The sequence below is a fragment of the Siphonobacter sp. SORGH_AS_1065 genome (genome assembly GCF_030818595.1).
In the GTDB taxonomy this organism is placed as follows: Bacteria; Bacteroidota; Bacteroidia; order Cytophagales; family Spirosomataceae; genus Siphonobacter.
In genome coordinates, this window is record NZ_JAUTAM010000004.1 from 1,625,001 (window position 1) to 1,643,332 (window position 18,332).

An 18,332-nucleotide genomic window follows, 5' to 3' on the forward strand; every position below is an offset into this window, starting at 1 on the left:
AAACAGCGGAGCATGCAGGTAACAAATTCCAGCTTTCTCTAACTGTCGTCGCAGACGGTCGTAATCATTGGTAAATTCGTAGCCCAGTTTTTCGATTACCGTGGATGAACCGACCGAGGATGAAACCCCGTGGTTTCCGTGTTTAGCTACTGTTTGACCCGCTCCCGCAATAACAAAGGCCGAAGTTGTTGATATATTAAAGGTATTCTTGCCATCCCCTCCCGTTCCGCATACATCCATGGGATCGAATTCGGTAAAATCGACGGAAACGCATAATTCAAGCATGGCCTGACGAAAACCGTTTACTTCTTCAACCGTCAGGCCTTTCATGGCATAAGCCGTCAGGAAAGCGGCGGTCTGGGATGGATTAACTTCGCCTTGACCAATGGAGAGCAGAGCCTGATAGGCCTGCTCGGTAGTTAACGTTTGGCTGGCTAATAACTGGCAGAGTAATTCTTTCATGCGTAATAATGGAGGTTTTGGCCTGGGTTTGTATTCGGTAATCTCAACCTTATTACTTCAGCCAGTTTATTAACATTTCCTTGCCGTATTCGGTCAAGTAAGCTTCCGGGTGAAACTGCACGCCCCGAACATCATACTTTGTGTGAGCTTCCGCTAGTACAAATCCCTTTTCATCCACAGCCGTTACTTTGAGCTCCTCGGGCATGGTTTCAGGAATTACCGTCCAGGAGTGATAGCGGCACACCTCAATGGACTCGGGCAAGCCCTGGAAAAGCTTCTCCGTTTCATCCTTTATAATACAAGTCGTAGTTACGCCGTGTAGAACATCGCCCATGTTATGCAACTTGGCACCAAACGCTTCGCCGATGGCCTGATGACCGAGACAAACACCGAAAATGGATTTAGTCGGAGCGTATTCCTTAATAAGGTCTAGCATAATACCCGCTTCTTCGGGAATACCGGGGCCGGGTGAGAGTAATATTTTATCGTATTTGGCGACTTCTTCCAACGAAATTTTATCATTCCGAAATACATCTACTTCATGGCCCAGTTCCTTTAATAGATAGACCAGATTATAAACAAAGGAATCGTAGTTATCGAGTACTAATATTTTGTAAGGCATCTTTTTGCTTTAGTTGTTGGTTATTAGTTGTTCGTTGATGAATCTCATTTCCTGAAAACTATCAATCGAAAACTCACAACTGATTAGATTTCTTCGGCCATTTCCATGGCTTTGCGTAAAGCAGCTAGTTTGCTGTGAATTTCCTGTAATTCACTTTCCACGTTTGATTTAGCAACCACACCCATGCCCGCCTGATAAAAAAGCGTGTTATGCTTGCTCAGGAAGGTACGGATCGCGATGGCGTGGTTAAAATCACCGTTGAAACTCAAATGGCCAATGGCACCGCCGTATATGCTGCGGTTCGTCGTTTCGTAGCGATTAATCAACGTCATGGCGTTGTGCTTGGGAGCACCCGAGAGCGTTCCGGCAGGGAATGTATCCGCAACTAACTGCAAGGGATTTGTTCCGGCTGTCATTTTACCCACCACTTTTGAGACCAGGTGAATGACGTGACTATAATATTGGACTTCTTTGAACGTCTCTACTTTTACCTCATCACTGCTTCGGCTTAAATCATTGCGGGCTAAATCGACCAACATGACGTGCTCGGCAGACTCTTTAGGATCGGCCAGTAACTCGCGTGCCAGCTCGGCGTCACGTTCATCGTCACCCGTTCGACGGAAGGTTCCAGCAATAGGGTGAATTTCGGCCTGACCATTTTTAATAAAAATCTGCTTTTCAGGAGAAGAACCAAAGATATGATAGCTGCCGAAATCAAAGTAAAATAAGTAAGGAGAAGGGTTAATGGAACGCAGTGCCCGGTAAACCTGAAAATCATCCCCAGTGAACTCGCGGGAAAAACGACGCGAAGGCACAATTTGGAATACATCTCCCCGCAGACAGTGACTGATGCATTTATTTATTACTTCCCGCATTTCCTCATCGGTGCGATTGGTTACTTCTTCGCCGCTTAGCTTAAATGTATTGGAAGACGATTTAGGCGTTTGAATCAGAAATTCCAGTTGGCTCAGGCCTTCGGTATTCTTGTTTTTGGTATCTCCGTACTGATGTTCAAACAGAAATACTTCGTTTTTGAAATGGTTGAAAACGATTACGTAGCGATAGACATAATAAACAATCTGCGGAATGGCTGATTCTTCGCTTTTGGGTTGAATTTCGATGTCTTCAAAATACTCAACCGAATCATACGTCATGTGACCAAATAACCCATTCGTTGGGAAAGGGTAACCCGAGTTACTTTCCGTGAAACTAGCCGCAAAAGCCCGTAGCGTATCTACAGCGTCTTTTCGGTTTTCCAGCTTAAACTGCTCGGTTATGCCATCGGGAAACTTTTGAGTAACGACGTCTTCATCCAGAATAAAACTTGCCACGGGATCACAGCCAATGAAACTCAAACTATTTTGCATGGCGTGGTAATCGGCACTTTCCAGTAAAACAGTATTCGGAAACTGGCGGCGTAAGCGTTGGTAAGCACTCACTGGCGTTAACATATCGGCTAGTAATCGCCGGGAATGAGTGGTAATCGGGTAATTTTTCACGTTTGTTCTGGTCTTATAAGTCCAAATGAAATGAGTTAAAACGACAACGCCCCCTGTTCGGTTGAACAGCGGGCGTTGTCGTTAATGCTATAGTTATCGCTTATCTGACGCAAAAAGAGGCTGTTCAACCGAGGAATCCCAGTTGCCACCACCATGCTTTTGCGAATGAAACGTTCATATTCTGATCTGATTAATTTCGGCAAACTTAAAAACAATTTCAGAGTTTGGCTAAAGTGTTACCTTTTTTTTTGTTTTTCACGCCAGCAAACGGAATTTTGATTCATGAAAACAAGACTAATGACTGCTTCGCTTCTCTTTATATCCAAGAATATCAAGCCCTTCGGCACATTACTTTTTCTTACTTTAACCATCGCCTCGTGTACGCATAAACCCGATTTACAGGGATTTCCGATAGAAAAATGGAAGGCAGACAAAGGTGGATGCAAAGGTGAACGGAAAACGTTACTCGCCGATTTCAAGAAAATCCGGCAAAATCTGAAAGGTACTTCATCAAATGATTTCGTGGATATTTTTGGCCGACCCGATATTAACCAAATTGCTGACCGCAATCAGGAATATTACGTGTACTTCCTGGAAGCCGGGCCGCATTGCGAAGACATCACTAAAAAATCAGAAGCGGCTTCCGTAGCCATCCGCTTTTCTTCCGTAGGCCTGGCCGCCGAAATTACTTTCCAAAACGGAACGCCAGTACAATGATTTTAAATTTTGAATGACCGAGGGCATGAATGATCGAATGACATCATCTTTTTATTACTTCAGCTCTCATCTCGAACGTAGCGATAGCCTTTCCGTAGGCCTAGACCAGACTTAGAAAAGGCTCATTGACTTTCATTCAAAGACGTTACCTTAAATCCTAAGTAAGGTTCTTCGCTACGCTCTGAATGACAGAAGAGAGGTGTTAGTAGTTAAACGCTTCACTCATTCAAAACTAAAAATGAGTGAACAGGTATAAAATCACCTATTCACTCATTCTATTCATTCGCTCATTCGAAATTAACTATGAGCCCAGCGTCCAGCCTTTGCGGTATTCGCGTTTAACGAACTGGTTCGCGTCTTCGAAGTTGGTGATCCGCATCGCGTTACCATCCCAAAGTAGTTTTTTACGACCCGGATACGCAAAGCCCTTACCCTCGGCATTAGGCTTACGAATGTTATAGCTACGAATCGCCAGGTTACCCATTAATACGGTTTCCGTTAATGGTCCAGCATAATCGAACGATGACGTTAATTTTTTGTGAGTTTCTGATCCGAAGCCTTCTTTACATGCCCGTACCCAAGCCGTCTGGTGACCGCTTTCTGGCATTTTTTGAAGTTCCGTTTCGGTCCATTTATACTTAGCCAGATCCTGTTCGCTCACTTTTTTCTTCTCGAAGAACAATTTGGGGGCATTTCCATAAGTTCCGCAGGTCATAATACCTTTTGAACCAATCAGGATTACCCCGTTTGAGCTGTCGGGATCGCCCAGGGGCTCGTCGGCAGGAATCAGATCCGGGTGGAAGGCACGAATACCACCATCTGACCAGTTCATAGTCACGGCTGACTTATTCTTCTTCGTAGCCGGGAATTTGATTTGAACCGAGCTTGATGGAGGACATCCTTCAGGAATGTACTCGGGCGTCCAGTCCTTAATAAATACCGAACCCACTGAACATTCTACTTCCGTTGGATACCCCAGGCCTAATACCCGGAACGCAGGGTCAATCAGGTGGCAACCCATGTCACCCAAAGCTCCAGTACCGAAATTCCACCAACCCCGCCATTTGAAGGGGTGATAGGCAGGCGTGTAATCTACCCAATCTGAAGGACCAATAAATTGATCCCAGGCGATGCCATCGGGAATATCTTTCTGACCCGTTGGCACCGGAATACCCTGAGGCCAAACGGGACGGTTTGTCCAGATGTGTACTTCGTCTACTGTTCCAATCAGCCCCGCATTGAACCAGTTTACCATCTGCCAGCTACCCACACTGGAAGCTCCCTGGTTACCCATCTGGGATACAATTTTATACTTACGAGCCGCTTCAGTCATCATACGGGCTTCGTAGATGTCGTGCGAAAGCGGCTTCTGAACGTATACGTGCTTACCCGCCTGCATAGCAGCCATTGCGATTACGGCGTGCGTATGGTCGGGGGTTGAGATGGTTATTGCATCAATATTCTTGCCTTCCTTATCCAGCATTTCCTTGTAATTCTGGTAACGCTTGGCATTAGGGAAACGCTTTACGGACGCGTCAGCTACCTTCCAGTCTACGTCGCAAAGAGCAACTACGTTTTCAGCTCCGTTATTATAGGCATTCCAGATGTCACTAGCACCTTTGCCACCAGCTCCGATAGCCGCCAAATTCAGCTTATCTGAAGGGGCGGTAAACCCTTTACCTAATACGTGGCGAGGAACGATGTAAAAGGCCGCGGCCGAAAGGGCTCCCTTCTTGATAAACTCGCGGCGAGAGGGGGATTGTTCTTTCATAGTAGGATTAGAAGTCTGAGTGACTCTAACGGTATATTGAAATGTAAAAAGTTAAGTGTTATGCCTGAGAAGCGTAGCGTTCCAGTAACTGCTTCGTTTTCTTAATTCCTTCGTATTCACCGAGCGTATCGCCTTCGTATTCAATACCGATGATTCCTTTGAAACCCGATTTTTTCACAATTCCCATCATGCGGTCATAGTCGGTTTCTACGCAGTTGCCTTTCGCATCGAAATCGAAGGTTTTGGCAGAAATTCCTTTTGCATAAGGTAGTAACTCCTGCGTGCCTTTGTAGCGGTCATACTCGTCTTCGCACTCGTGGTAACTACCCGCCTTACGCTTGATACAGAAATTTCCGAAATCGGGCAAGGTTCCGCAGTTTTTTAGACCTACGCCTTTTATTACCTCACTCAGCCATTGCCCGTTAGAGGAATAACCGCCGTGATTTTCTACGATAACGTTTATACCCGTTTTAGCCGCAAATTCGCTCAGTGAGTGTAAGCCGTCCGTCGCACTTTTCTTGACTTCCTCCGCCGAACCCTCACCTGCTGCATTCACGCGAATGGTTTTGCAACCCAGGAATTTCGCTGCTTCCACCCATTTGTAGTGATTCTCAACGGCTTGTTTCCGCTTGGCGGCATCCTTATTACCGATTTCGCCTTCCCCATCAATCATTATTAAATGGTTCTTTACGCCGTTGTCTTTACAGCGTTGTAGCAAATCCTTGAGGTAAGCAGAATCTTCCGCTTTGTCCTTGAAAAACTGGTTCACGTATTCCACTACGCTAATACCAAATTCTTTTTTGGCAAGGGCCGGAAAGTCAAGATTGTCTATTTTTTTGGATCGCAGAGCTCGGTGTAAAGACCACTCGGCTAGCGAAATTTCGAAGAAAGGCTTTTGCCCCAGGGTTCCCGCCCCAAAGGTCAGCTGCCGGAAGGGTAGCCGCAGCTGCCAGGCCCAGATTCCGCAGAAAGGAACGTCGGTTCTGTTGCATATTTATAAGGTTTAGAGCTGTCGCTTTTCGGGTTGAAAAGTACAGAAGATTTTTTGAAAAATAATGCGTTCACGATGAAACGAAGGAAAAGGCCTACGGCTCTTCACTATGCGTCTAGAACGTCAGGATAGTGTCCCTTCTGTAGTTCCTGAATATTTAAGTGGTAAGCCATTCTTTTTATAGTTACTTTTGAAGGACGAAAAAGTGGATAATAAGTTCATTTTCAGTTTTTTGACGCCCCTGTTATACCTAATCAATACATAGTTTATAGTATTTGGAAAGTTTTTCCCTAAGAAAATACAAATTACGAAAACTGTTTATTGATAAACTTGTTCTTTATTAAGGAAATGAGCAGTACCGTTCATGCGTTGCCTCAAAAGACAACGAAATTTAAGAAAATGAAATCGTTTCAAATTCCCGATACGTTTAAGAGTCCAGTTATCGGTGCGATCAAGGAATATCGCCGGAAGCAGGATAAAATGAAGAAGGATTTTAGTCCGACCCTGCTTGATTTTGGGCCGGTACGGTTTCTTATTGCCCGTCATTTTGGCTTCTGCTATGGGGTAGAAAATGCGGTAGAAACGGCTTATCAGATTATTAAGGACTATTCTTCCAAAAAGATATACTTACTGAGCGAAATGATCCATAATCCCGAAGTAAACCGGGATTTACTCGATCAGGGCGTTCGTTTTATCATGGATACCTCTGGTCGTCAACTGATTCCCTGGGAAGAGTTAACGGCAGATGATATTGTGATTATTCCGGCTTTTGGAACGACGCTTGAAATTCAGGCTAAGTTATCCACAATCGGAATCCAAACTGAACAGTATGATACTACTTGTCCTTTCGTAGAAAAAGTCTGGAAACGGGCTTCTTCCATTGGCCAGAGTGATTATACGATTGTGATCCACGGAAAACCCGCCTCACGAAGAAACAAGGGCTACGTTTTCTCACGCCCGTCAGAACGCTCCTACGGTGATTGTTAAAGACATGAGGGAAGCTCAGAAACTGGCGGCGTATATGAAAGGAGAAAAGTCGGCGGAGTTATTCTACGAAGAATTCAAAGGTCAATACTCCGAAGGTTTTAGCGTAGAGGAAGATTTAAAACGCATTGGAGTCGTGAACCAGACAACGATGCTGGCTTCTGACACCCAAGCTATCGCGGATTATCTGAAACAGGTAATGGTTGAAACCTACGCTTCTGAAGGTTCAGACATTACAGCCCATTTTGCTGATACGCGGGACACCCTTTGTTATGCTACCAATGATAACCAGTCGGCAACGTATGGTTTGCTGGAACAAGCAGCGGACTTGTGCGTAGTAGCGGGAGGTTATAACTCCTCGAATACTTCGCACCTGGTTGAGTTGTGCGAGGCAAAGTTACCGACCTACTTTATTGAAAATGCGGCTAAAATTCTGGATCGTGACTTAATCCGGCATTATGACCTGCACGAGAAAGTGGAGAAAGTAACTGAACATTACCTGCCTGACTCCTCACCCGTAACGATCATGCTCACGTGCGGTGCTTCCTGCCCGGATAAAGTGGTAGAAGATATTCTGATTCGCCTCTTATCCTTTTACCCCGAATCGAAACCTCTGGACGAAACCATGGAAGCCTTTGTGTAAGCTTTTAGGGCGATAGTTAACTACTAATAATTCTTTCCTGTCTTTCAGAGCGTAGCGAAGAACCTTACTTAGGGTTACAGGTAACGTTTCTGAAGGATAATTAATATAGAATGATCGTTTTTAAGTAATATCCTTCTGAATAAACAAAAAACGAGCCGAATATTCGGCTCGTTTTTTTGTGCTTTTATTTCATTAAGGCACTGCTCTTCAGCTTTATTTCGGTTAATTTTCGCTTAGTATCCAGCGTAAAATCACCCTGCATCATCCAGTCGTAATAACTTGGTTCGCGTTTGAAGATTTCCTGAACGGGCTTACCGGTGTGTTTACCAAAATTAAAGACGACGACACCGTCATTGTTATATTTCATCCGCTGGGCAAAATCAACTAATTGACCGGACGTTAACTCATGCAGAGCATCCATATCATTTTTTATGGGAGCCCAGGTTTCTTCTTTATTCTTTTCGATCTCAACTCCTTCGTACCGCTTCACCATTGCATCTAATACCTCCAGCGTAGCCAGTGTATCTGCTTCGGCAGAGTGGGCATCTTTCAGGCTTTTTCCGCAATAAAATTTATACGCAGCTGAAAGATTACGCGGTTCCATCATGTGGTAAATCCGCTGAGCATCAATCAGGCGACGGTTTTTGGTGTCAAAATCAATGCCCGCCCGAAGAAATTCTTCCACCAGCATGGGAACATCAAAACGATTGGAGTTAAAACCCGCCAGATCACAGCCTTCCAGAAACTGAGCCAGTGACTTAGCTAACTGTTTAAAGGGAGGTTTATCGGCTACATCTTCATCATATAGACCATGAATCAAGCTAGTTTCCAGCGGAATAGGCATTTCAGGATTAATCCGTTCCGTCCGTACCTGTACCGAACCGTCAGGCATAGCTTTAGCAATGGATATTTCGACGATACGATCCCGAATTAAATTGATGCCGGTAGTTTCCAGATCAAAAAAAGCGAGTGGCTTACGGAGTTTCAGACTATGTTGCACGGTGTTCCTCTATTTACTGATTATTCAAAAATACACCAATTTCCCCGGAAATGGTTCAATGCCTTTTTGATAAAGCGAAAACATCAGGAGTCATTCACACTCAGAATCAAGCGTTTATTAACTTTATATTAAATCAATAAATGTTTTTCGTTCCTCATAAAAAAAGAGTATCTTTGTCCGGCAAATAAGAATAGCACTGTTATTTGCCATGTTGGACTCCTCCAAGTTTCTCTTTGAAGCACTTACTTACGATGATGTGCTTCTGCTCCCTGCCTATTCGGAAGTTCTCCCCCGCGAAACTAGCACCGAATCATTTCTGACAAAAAACATACGCTTAAACATGCCCCTGGTCTCGGCAGCTATGGATACGGTTACCGAATCCGAAATGGCTATTGCGATGGCTCAGGAAGGCGGTATTGGCATGATTCACAAGAACATGTCGATTGACCGTCAGGCGGAAGAAGTTCGTAAGGTAAAACGTTCAGAATCAGGGATGATTCTCGATCCTATTACTCTTACAGAAGGCGATACCCTGGCGGATGCTCATCGTCTGATGCGGGAAAATAAAATCGGCGGTATTCCCGTCGTTGACGCTACGAACAAGCTGATCGGAATTCTGACTAACCGTGACATTCGTTTTCAAACGAAATTAAGTCAGCCTGTTACGGAGATTATGACGCAGGGTAAACTTATTACGGCTCGTGCAGGCATTGATCTTCAGGCTGCTGAGGCTGTTTTACAGGAATATCGCATTGAAAAACTTCCCATCGTGGATGAAAATCAGAAGCTGGTCGGTCTGATTACCTATAAAGATATCCTCAAGAAGAAAAATCACCCGAACGCCTGTAAAGATTCTCGCGGTCGTTTACGTGTAGGAGCTGCCGTTGGTGTTACGCCTGATTTACTGGATCGCGTAGCTGCTCTGGTAAAGGCAGGAGTGGATGTCATCAGTATTGATACCGCTCACGGCCATTCCTTAGGAGTTATCAACGCTTTGAAATCAGTAAAAGCCGCTTTCCCAAATCTGGACGTTATCGTTGGTAACGTGGCTACGGGTGAAGGTGCCAAGGCTCTGGCCGATGCTGGTGCAGATGCCGTTAAAGTAGGCGTTGGTCCGGGTTCGATCTGTACAACTCGGGTCATTGCAGGGGTAGGTATGCCTCAGCTTTCTGCCGTATATGAAGCAGCAAAAGCCGTAGCGGGTACGGGTGTTCCTATCATTGCGGATGGCGGTATTCGTTACTCGGGTGATATTGTAAAAGCCATTGCAGGTGGAGCCAGCTCTATCATGATGGGTTCCTTACTGGCTGGTACGGACGAAGCTCCAGGTGAGATTATCATCGCTGAAGGACGTCGTTTCAAGAGTTACCGGGGTATGGGTTCTGTAGAAGCCATGGAAGAGGGATCAAAAGATCGTTATTTCCAGGATGCCGAAGACGACATCAAAAAGCTGGTTCCCGAAGGTATCGTAGGCCGTATTTCTTACAAAGGCCGTGTAGGTGATATTCTGTACCAAATGGTTGGTGGTCTGAAAGCCGGAATGGGTTATTGCGGAGCTAAAAATATCGAAGCGATGCAACAGGCGAAATTTGTAAAAATTACCGCTGCTGGTGTTCGCGAAAGCCACCCCCACGATGTAGTTATTTCGAAAGAAGCTCCTAACTATAGCGTGAAATAAGGTTGTTTGTTGATGGTTATTAGTTCTTAGATTACTATTTGATACTAAAAAAGGTCGCTTGAAAGGCGACCTTTTTTAGTATCAAATAGCCTGGTTAGAACCGATACGCTCCCGTAAGTCCTACACTGGATGAATTAAATCCGGCGTTGAATCGGTAAATGCTCGTTACGTTTCCAAAAGAACCACTCACCTCAATGGACGGGATTAATTCACCACTGACATACCATCGGGGATTAAAATTGTATTGAGCTCCTAAAACAAACCCTATTCCTACTGAAGGCGTTACGATGATCAGATTAGAGCCTTCATAAATAGTTGATCCCGTTCCATTGCCATTATCTACCGTAATGGACCCTGAAGTTAAGGTAATCAAACCTATTCCTGCTATTAACTCTGTTCCGTAGATCAATTGCAATTTGTCGTTGATGCTCCGACGTTTTTCTTTCCCCGTTGCTCCGCCCGCCGAGAACCCAACCGAAGTATTATTTCCCGCGAAATTCAATCCTAAACTTCCAAAGGCCAGCCGATGCCGACGATAGACGTTTTCCTTGATTTTTTTCTTATAGATAAATCCGAAACTGTTAAGAGAGCTAGTTCTAATACCAAGTTCACGGCGAAGAGTGTCTTGAGCAAACACAGGAGAACACATACATAATCCAATGACTAAGAGGAAGGTAGATAAAATTTTCATGCATTTAAACGGATCATACTCCGTGAGTTTATAGTGAAAACCGGGGAATTTAGACAGAAAACGTATAGATCGTTTGTTAAATAAACTTAAGCCTTATCAGCATAATCAAAAAGAGACCACTCCGAACACCATGTCGCGTTCGGAGCGGTCTCTTTACTCTTTAGTCAATAACTATTTCTTTCGGAAGAACATCGTTAACGGCACCCCGTCAAAGCCAAAGTGAGCCCGGAATTTGTTTTCCAGGTAACGCTCGTAGCTTTCTTTGATGTACTGAGGATAGTTACAGAATAATACAAACGTTGGACTTGGCGTGGGTAACTGTGTCAGGTATTTGATCTTCACGTATTTACCGTTAATTGCTGGGGGTGGGTACGCTTCAATTTCCGGCAGAATCAAGTCGTTCAGTTGCGAAGTTGGAATTCGGCGACGACGTTGTTCGTATACCTCAGATACCTTCTCTACCACTTTAAAAATCCGCGTTTTTTCGGTTACCGAAGTGAAGATGATCGGAGCATAATCGATGGGGGCCATTCGTTGGCGTAACTCCTTCTCTAAAGCAGGAGCCGTGCGGGAATCTTTCTGAATTAAATCCCACTTATTCACCATGATGACAATACCCTTTTTTGCCCGGTGAGCCATCCCAATGATGTTCATGTCCTGAGCCTCCAGACCACGTTCGGCGTCCAGAATAATAACGGCTACATCACATTCATCCAAAGCCCGCATCGACCGCAGGGTCGAATAAAACTCAATGTTATCATTTACCCGAGCTTTCCGACGCATTCCGGCGGTATCGGTAATGATAAAGTCATTGCCATACAGCGAGTAACGCGTATGAATGGCATCGCGAGTAGTTCCGGCAATGTCCGTTACGATACTCCGCTCACGACCTAATAAAGCATTCAGGAAAGAAGATTTTCCAACGTTCGGACGGCCCAGGATAGCAATCCGGGGAATACCTGCTTCGGGATCTTCTACACCCTCGTCTTCAAAATGAGACACTACGGCATCTAGGAAATCACCCGTGTTATTACCGTTTTCTGCGGAAATAGGGAACGGCTCGCCTAAGCCTAAGGCATAAAACTCAGCCGCAGCGTGCATCTTCTCAGTCGTATCAGCCTTGTTAGCCACTAAAATTACTGGCTTTTTAGAACGACGAAGCACGTTAGCAAAGTCCTCATCCAGGCCCGTCAGACCTGCAATACAGTCTACTACGAAGATAACAACCGTTGCTTCATCCATAGCAATCTGCACCTGCTCGCGGATGGCTTCTTCAAAAATATCTTCGGAGCCAACCACGTAACCACCCGTATCAATCACGGTAAAAAATTTACCAGTCCAGTCCGCATATCCATAGTGACGGTCACGGGTAACCCCCGAAACGTTGTCCATAATGGCTTTTTTCTGCTCGATGATCCGGTTAAACAATGTGGATTTACCTACGTTAGGCCGCCCCACAATAGCAACAATATTTGACATAATGATTTTCGCTGGCATAAACCCGCCAGCATCGGTTTGACCAGCCGTTTCTCGGCCGCTTCATTGAAAAATAAATAATAGTATCCGTTCCGACCGATACAATCACTACCCTCCATGAATGAGCCTTTCACCTGTGTATGAGGCGTATTCATGCGTTGAGAGTCCTTTCGAAACAGCTATTACTCTTGAATGTACCCGAACTCCCGGAGCTTATTTGCTTTACTCCGCCAGTCGGATTCTACGCGAACGTAGGTTTCCAGGTGAATTTGTTTTCCAAAAAAGGCTTCCATTTCCTTACGGGATTCAATTCCCACTTTCTTGATGGAAGCTCCTTTATGGCCTAGTAAAATAGCCCGTTGGCTGGAGCGTTCTACATAAATCTCCGCCAGAATCCGAATGATGTCATCGGTTTCCTTGAAAGAAGTAATGACCACTTCCGAGCTATAGGGGATTTCCTTTTTGTAATTGAGAAATATTTTTTCCCGGACGATCTCCGCCGCAAAAAAGCGTTCGGGCCGATCCGTCAGCGAATCCTTATCAAAAAACGGCGGATGTGTAGGTATAGCTTTGACAATCAGGCTGAATAATTCTTCCAGACCCAGTTTATGCAAAGCAGAGATGGGTAAAATCGTTTGGGTAGGGAAACGGTTCCGCCAGTGAGCGATTTTTTCTTCAACCTGCTCCTGAGTAGCTAAGTCTACCTTATTGATCAATAGAATAACCGGTGTATGATCAATTCGGGCTAGCTTTTCAATGACATCATCCTCGTCGTAAGCTTCAAAAATATCCGTTACGAACAAAATCACATCGGCATCTTCCAGCGAACCCCGTACGAAATTCATCATCGACTGGTGTAACTGATACTGAGGCTTGATAATCCCCGGCGTATCTGAATAAACCAGTTGAAACGGGATACCATCCTGCACCCCATTCACAATCCCCATGATCCGATGCCGGGTGGTTTGAGCCTTCGAAGTAATGATTGAAAGCCGCTCGCCTACCATGGCATTCATCAGCGTTGATTTGCCCACATTGGGCTTTCCAACAATACTGACGTATCCCGTTTTATGATTATCCATCGTGTAATTCAAAAAAATTATAAAAATATTTTTTAGCTATTTCACTGAAAATCAGCAATAATTAAAAAATAATTTATAGTACTCCCTTTATTTTTACACAAAGGTATTGATTTTAATTGAAATGCCCGTATATTTGCAGTCCAATAACACGCCGCGGGATGGAGCAGTTGGCAGCTCGTTGGGCTCATAACCCAAAGGTCACAGGTTCGAGTCCTGTTCCCGCTACTACAAAGCCGTCAGCAATGGCGGCTTTTTTTCAGGTCTCGTAGTACAACGGATAGTATGTGAGCCTCCGGAGCTCAAGATTTAGGTTCGATTCCTAACGAGACCACTTTAAAACAGTTAAGGCCCTGATTTTCAGGGCTTTTTTGTTGCCCCATAGTTAACCCTTCAGTAACCAAAAACAGAGATTTGCTTTTAGATACCTGGCAGGTTACCAATCTTATCTGGTTATTCATCACAGAAAAATTCAATTAATTGCGTTTCGAAATCTTTTTAAAAGTGTACTTTTTTGAAAAGTTTTGGAAATTATCTTACTACAGTACTACAAGCCTATAACTATCTCAATCATAGAAGCTTAAGTGTAGTAATTTACTTTTTTCATGCTACTACAATTCAGCTTTTACCCTACTACAAATCCTTGCTTTCCTATAGGTGTAGTAAGTTGTAGTAAAATGTAGTAACTTCTTATCTTGTTAATCTTACTACACTTAATTAATTAATAATCAGTTAATTGTATCATTTTTGTAGTAAGTAGTAACTTAAATGGTCAATTATTTCTAAAAGTGTACTGCCTTACCCAATAGCCTTTTCTCGGAAAAATACTATTTGTACGATCTGTTGTTTGGGGAAACCTTAAAAAGGCTAAAGCCCGGCCAAAGGTCACGGGGTTAAGTTTGTGCGAATGAGCGGTTAGATAGGACAGTTTTTCCATCATTTCCGATGAAGTAAGAAACTCTGCTTCTGGATGGCCTTTCTCTTCGGGAACGAAGTACCGGGTAATTAACTCGGTCTCGGGGTTTGATCGCTGGAAACTTCGATTCACCTTCTCTGACTGCTCTATTTCTTCCCGGTTCATTTCGTACATGAATCCGCTTTTGAGCAATCCATACGCCTGCGACCAGACCTGATCCATATCGATGTCATGCTGATAGCCCCCCGGCCCCCCATTGTTGTGAATGAAACCTTGCACTTCGAAGATCAGCCACCGGACGTTACCAGTAGTATCGGTCAGGAACTCACTCTCGTTTGTTGAAGCCACAAATGAAGCTCGCCGGATGCCATCTGACTCCCGTTTGGCGTAAGGCAATCGTACCCGAATGATATGATCCGTGAAAAAGGACTTGGCTTTATTAATATCCGTCTTGGAAAGCGTCGCTAATTCGTCCAGATTGATCAGAAAGTTTCTGCACAGGGCAATTCGGCCATCTTTATTTTCAAAGTCTACGTTCTCTTTATAGTAAGATTTGAGCGTTCCTGAAGCCAGAAACCGTAAGAACGACGTTTTACCGTCGTTCTGAGAGCCTACCAATGTAAGGCACTGTTTATTGAAAGGGCTTGCTCCAATGCCACAGGCTACAGCTCTCACCAGCCACTTACGGAACATCGCAGTAAACCATTCAGGATCGGGCGTTTTGACGTAGGTACACAGTTTGGCAATGTAATCTGGATCTCCTTGCTCCCACCTGGGCAGTGATTCAAAATAATGGGTGATGGGATCGTAGCGTTCAACCTGACTAGATAGTAACAAGGCTTCGAGTCTCTTCTCGAAGCCGTTGAAATTTCTGTCGTAAAGTTCACATTTAAGGTCATTATCATTCAGCACAGTATACTCATTGCTGCCCTTCGAACGAGCCTCTAAATCATTAGAAATAACATTCAGTCGAATTTCGTATCGATCAAACAGGTATTGTTTCAGTCGCTGATAAGGGTTTTGTTCCCCTTCCGACTTAGCATTAGTACGGGCCATTAACGAGTAGGTTTGCAGGTAATAGGATTATAGACGGGGGGTGCGGATCGGGAAGGGCTTTCCTGACGGTATGGGTCTGGTTCGCTTACGTCCTTCAGCACGACCGCCTTTCCAGCAGGTAATTAATTGCTTCCTTAACGCCCGTAGATAAGGATCATTAATACCATCGATGGACATAAGCAATTGCTCATTCTTTCTAGGAGAATGAGCAAAACTGACCTGCTGAGCATCCCTATTAATAGGCTTTCTTTCGATAGGCGGTTCTGCTTCAAAGCGGGCAATCAGCGTAGAAAGATCATTGAGTGGGAATGGTAACCGGAACTGATCGGCATCAGGACTATTCCCAGAAGACAAGGAAGGTGCAGCACTTGCAAAAGTGCTGATTACGTGTAATTTTGCCATTGAGTTTTAAGTGATTAAAATTCGTTTAGTGGGTTACGATCTCCATTAAACTTTTACATGGGTTGGATATTCTTAAGGGGTTGGGTGACCTTACAAAAGAATTTGAAGCTTAGCGTAGCCACACGCTAGGCTTTTTTTATGAACTGTTCTTCTTTTTTGCTTTAGCCTCAGAAACGGCCCGTGCTACGGTTTCAGGCTTCAGCCGAGCATACAGGCTCAGCGTTGTTTTGCTGTTGCTATGTCCCAAGCTGGCAGCCACCACGTCCGGGGGAATCCCGTATTCATTGAGCATCAAATCTGCGTGGCTATCTCGGGCGGTCTTTGTAGTTAAGGGAAAGCTTAAATCAATGCTCCGGGCTAAGTACTTCAGTACCCGGTTTCGATGCTGGTTTTCATTGACGGGCAGCAGCCGTCCAGTTCGGCGTACTTTGGGATGATCCCGGTAGCGTTCAATCGTCTCCAGACACTCATCATCCAGAATCGGGAAAGCCTGCACACCTGATTTCTGCCGCCGTATATCCAGATAAGTCAGGCCATCGGGCGTTTTCTTCACCTGTTCTTCAGTCAGATTAGCCAAATCAATGTGGCTCAGGCCCGTAATGATCTGGAAAAGAAAAATGTCTCGTTCCAAACGTTCCGAGTCATCGAGGCCTTTGAGTGTACGTAGCCTTTCCAGATCAGCCAGCGTGAGGTATTCTTTCGGTTTGGACGTACTGGTGTGGGTGAAGGTTTCCAGCGGATTACGTTCCAAATGTCCATCCAGAACGGATAATTGCAGAACGGCCCGTAGCTCTTTTATGTGCCGGGCCATTACATCCGGGGCAAAGGCCCGAATCTTTCCGAAGTAATGCTCCAGATCGTAAATGATACTGGGTTTTACTTCGGTCACTCGTAGATCAGGCTGCTTCCAGTTGATGAAGTCAACTAAATTACCGAGCCGTTTTCGAACGGCCCGGTCGGTACTGTGTCGGATTACTTTTGCCATGAACGCTTGGTTTTACCTTCCACAAAGGGAGCATATCGCACCTGATAATGCCTCTCGATTGCTTCCAGGAGCGTAGGCGGCTGGGGTCGGTCTCTCCCACTCACTTCGTTACGAACCTGTTTCAAATCAATCGGCAATCCGGCTACTTCAAGCCGGGTTACTATCGCTACAATCTGGCCCCTGATCTGCCGGAGCCGTTCGGTTTTCAGGCAGTCGCCATCTACCTCGAAGCGATCCGGGATCAGTTGCCCGGCTTCAACTTCAATTCCGGTTGACAACTGCACTGTATCCTGATCGGGATAGCTAATCTTTAAGTAAATGCTACCCTTCTGGCCCCGGTTATAAGCGGAAATGCTTACGCCCATCTTTCGACGTTTATCCTTATTCGGTAGCGATGTCTGAGCCTGTTGAAGCTTGGTTTCAAACTTTCGGGAGGCATTTTCTTTGGAAGGTCTTTTCATTACTCGGGTCTATCATTTAAGTACTCATTCTCAAGGTTTTTAGTGGCAATGCTGACCCGATCTGGAATAGGTATCCCCTGAATTTTCATCCAGTCTAATCCTTGCAGAAACCGTAGCCAGTCATTTTCATGAACACCAGAGATCATGCAGAGCTGCTTTCTAACTTCCTCCATTTTTCGATTCAGCAGCATATTTTCTCTGAACAGTGCAGAAATCTGAGCTGCGGTTTCGTAAGAGCAGCCATTAATGACCTGACCCACCAAAGCCGATGCTCGCTCACATTTTTGAAAGATGGCCTCGGGGGTCAAATCGTTAAAATTTGTTACATAGGTCTCATTCGTGCAGAATGCCTTGAAATCGTCTCCGTTGTTGTTTACTTTTGAAGTGTTCATAATTGTTGAGTTTTTAACAATTATTCCCCCGGCTGGTCTCGACTACCTCCGGGGGATTTTTTTTGATACCTGATTAAAGAATGCTTTACAAGTGAGTAGGTTGCTCCAATTGTCTTTCGTTCATAATTGTTTGATGGTTAAGTAACTACGGTCTCGACCCCGCAGAAACTGGGTTAGATTAAATCCCGGATATCACATTCCAGAAATGTACTGAGAGCCTTCAGCTCATTGGGGCGGGGCTGTGCCCGCCCAGTACGAAGTTTCCAGAAACGCAATTGTGCAATGCCTAACTGGCTGTGGAAGCGATCATCCAACTTAACCGAAACTCCCTTGCGAGTTTGAAAAGCTTCGAAGGCTTTTTGGATTGGCGGCTTATCCGTTCGAATAGCCGAAACTACAGATGCCATATACAAATATGTTAATCATTTTGTGCAAACATACAATAAAGTTGTTCAAATAAACAAATCCATATTAACATTTTCGATAAAAATTATTATTCGAATTGTT

The 18,332-nt window shown here is 44.7% G+C and carries 16 protein-coding genes, 2 tRNA genes and 2 pseudogenes (1 of these 20 only partly in view); 5 read left to right on the forward strand and 15 right to left on the reverse strand.

Annotated elements, in window-relative coordinates; all coding sequences use genetic code 11:
- From trpD to QE390_RS07380, 3 genes are all read right to left on the reverse strand, one after another.
- Positions 1-462 carry the 5' portion of an anthranilate phosphoribosyltransferase gene (trpD, locus tag QE390_RS07370; RefSeq protein ID WP_307141652.1) on the reverse strand. Its footprint begins 525 nt before the window's first position, so the window shows 462 of its 987 coding nt (coding positions 1-462); it begins with the start codon at positions 460-462; the stop codon falls past the left edge of the window.
- 52 nt (positions 463-514) lie between these two features.
- Entirely contained in the window at positions 515-1,084 is a 570-nt protein-coding gene (locus QE390_RS07375) for an aminodeoxychorismate/anthranilate synthase component II (RefSeq protein WP_307141653.1), read from the reverse strand.
- Positions 1,085-1,167: 83 nt separating this feature from the next.
- Entirely contained in the window at positions 1,168-2,535 is a 1,368-nt protein-coding gene (locus tag QE390_RS07380; protein ID WP_373424558.1) for an anthranilate synthase component I family protein, read from the reverse strand.
- Positions 2,536-2,865: 330 nt separating this feature from the next.
- Here QE390_RS07380 and QE390_RS07385 point away from each other — a divergent pair, with 330 nt between their 5' ends.
- A complete protein-coding gene (locus QE390_RS07385; protein ID WP_307141655.1) occupies positions 2,866-3,300 on the forward strand; it encodes a hypothetical protein in 435 nt (144 codons plus the stop codon).
- Between the two features lie 301 nt (positions 3,301-3,601).
- On the opposite strand, the gene QE390_RS07390 is transcribed toward QE390_RS07385, so the two are convergent.
- Positions 3,602-5,071 carry a Gfo/Idh/MocA family protein gene (locus tag QE390_RS07390; RefSeq protein ID WP_307141656.1) on the reverse strand — a complete coding sequence of 490 codons (1,470 nt, stop codon included), beginning with the start codon at positions 5,069-5,071 and terminating at the stop codon, positions 3,602-3,604.
- Positions 5,072-5,129: 58 nt separating this feature from the next.
- Positions 5,130-6,063 (reverse strand): annotated as a pseudogene (locus tag QE390_RS07395) (sugar phosphate isomerase/epimerase family protein).
- A gap of 398 nt (positions 6,064-6,461) precedes the next feature.
- Here QE390_RS07395 and QE390_RS07405 point away from each other — a divergent pair.
- Positions 6,462-7,689: pseudogene (locus QE390_RS07405) on the forward strand (4-hydroxy-3-methylbut-2-enyl diphosphate reductase).
- Positions 7,690-7,873: 184 nt separating this feature from the next.
- Here the strand turns inward: QE390_RS07405 and QE390_RS07410 are convergent.
- On the reverse strand, positions 7,874-8,689 hold the full coding sequence (locus tag QE390_RS07410; protein WP_307141659.1) for a 3'-5' exonuclease: 816 nt from the start codon (positions 8,687-8,689) through the stop codon (positions 7,874-7,876).
- A 208-nt stretch (positions 8,690-8,897) separates the two neighbouring features.
- Here QE390_RS07410 and guaB point away from each other — a divergent pair, with 208 nt between their 5' ends.
- Positions 8,898-10,367 (forward strand): IMP dehydrogenase, encoded by a 1,470-nt coding sequence (guaB, locus tag QE390_RS07415; protein WP_307141660.1) that lies wholly within the window; start codon positions 8,898-8,900, stop codon positions 10,365-10,367.
- Between the two features lie 94 nt (positions 10,368-10,461).
- Here guaB and QE390_RS07420 read toward each other — a convergent pair whose 3' ends face one another.
- The 3 genes from QE390_RS07420 to era form a co-directional block, all read right to left on the reverse strand.
- The gene (locus QE390_RS07420; RefSeq protein ID WP_307141661.1) at positions 10,462-11,058 is read right to left on the reverse strand and encodes a hypothetical protein; all 597 of its coding nucleotides are present in this window, start codon (positions 11,056-11,058) and stop codon (positions 10,462-10,464) included.
- Between the two features lie 171 nt (positions 11,059-11,229).
- Positions 11,230-12,537: a ribosome biogenesis GTPase Der gene (gene der, locus QE390_RS07425; RefSeq protein ID WP_307141662.1), complete on the reverse strand. Its 1,308-nt coding sequence runs from the start codon at positions 12,535-12,537 to the stop codon at positions 11,230-11,232.
- A 179-nt stretch (positions 12,538-12,716) separates the two neighbouring features.
- A complete protein-coding gene (gene era, locus QE390_RS07430) occupies positions 12,717-13,616 on the reverse strand; it encodes a GTPase Era (protein WP_307141663.1) in 900 nt (299 codons plus the stop codon).
- A 152-nt stretch (positions 13,617-13,768) separates the two neighbouring features.
- Here era and QE390_RS07435 point away from each other — a divergent pair.
- Together QE390_RS07435 and QE390_RS07440 are read left to right on the forward strand one after the other, a co-directional pair.
- Positions 13,769-13,841: transfer RNA gene (locus QE390_RS07435), tRNA-Met, on the forward strand.
- A 34-nt stretch (positions 13,842-13,875) separates the two neighbouring features.
- Positions 13,876-13,947, forward strand: a tRNA-Arg gene (locus QE390_RS07440).
- Between the two features lie 438 nt (positions 13,948-14,385).
- Here QE390_RS07440 and QE390_RS07445 read toward each other — a convergent pair.
- The 6 genes from QE390_RS07445 to QE390_RS07470 all read right to left on the reverse strand — a co-directional run bounded on the left by QE390_RS07445 (position 14,386) and on the right by QE390_RS07470 (position 18,232).
- Positions 14,386-15,585, reverse strand: coding sequence for a VapE domain-containing protein (locus QE390_RS07445; protein WP_307141664.1), 1,200 nt, complete (start codon positions 15,583-15,585; stop codon positions 14,386-14,388).
- A gap of 27 nt (positions 15,586-15,612) precedes the next feature.
- Positions 15,613-15,987 carry a hypothetical protein gene (locus QE390_RS07450; RefSeq protein ID WP_307141665.1) on the reverse strand — a complete coding sequence of 125 codons (375 nt, stop codon included), beginning with the start codon at positions 15,985-15,987 and terminating at the stop codon, positions 15,613-15,615.
- A 136-nt stretch (positions 15,988-16,123) separates the two neighbouring features.
- On the reverse strand, positions 16,124-16,972 hold the full coding sequence (locus QE390_RS07455) for a tyrosine-type recombinase/integrase (RefSeq protein ID WP_307141666.1): 849 nt from the start codon (positions 16,970-16,972) through the stop codon (positions 16,124-16,126).
- Positions 16,960-17,433: a hypothetical protein gene (locus QE390_RS07460; protein ID WP_307141667.1), complete on the reverse strand. Its 474-nt coding sequence runs from the start codon at positions 17,431-17,433 to the stop codon at positions 16,960-16,962. Before QE390_RS07460 ends, QE390_RS07455 begins: the two co-directional genes overlap by 13 nt.
- Positions 17,433-17,825 (reverse strand): hypothetical protein, encoded by a 393-nt coding sequence (locus tag QE390_RS07465; protein ID WP_307141668.1) that lies wholly within the window; start codon positions 17,823-17,825, stop codon positions 17,433-17,435. The genes QE390_RS07460 and QE390_RS07465 overlap by 1 nt, the downstream gene beginning before the upstream one ends.
- 173 nt (positions 17,826-17,998) lie before the next feature.
- Positions 17,999-18,232, reverse strand: a complete 234-nt coding sequence (locus QE390_RS07470; RefSeq protein WP_307141669.1) for a hypothetical protein — start codon at positions 18,230-18,232, stop codon at positions 17,999-18,001.
- Positions 18,233-18,332: the final 100 nt, after the last annotated feature.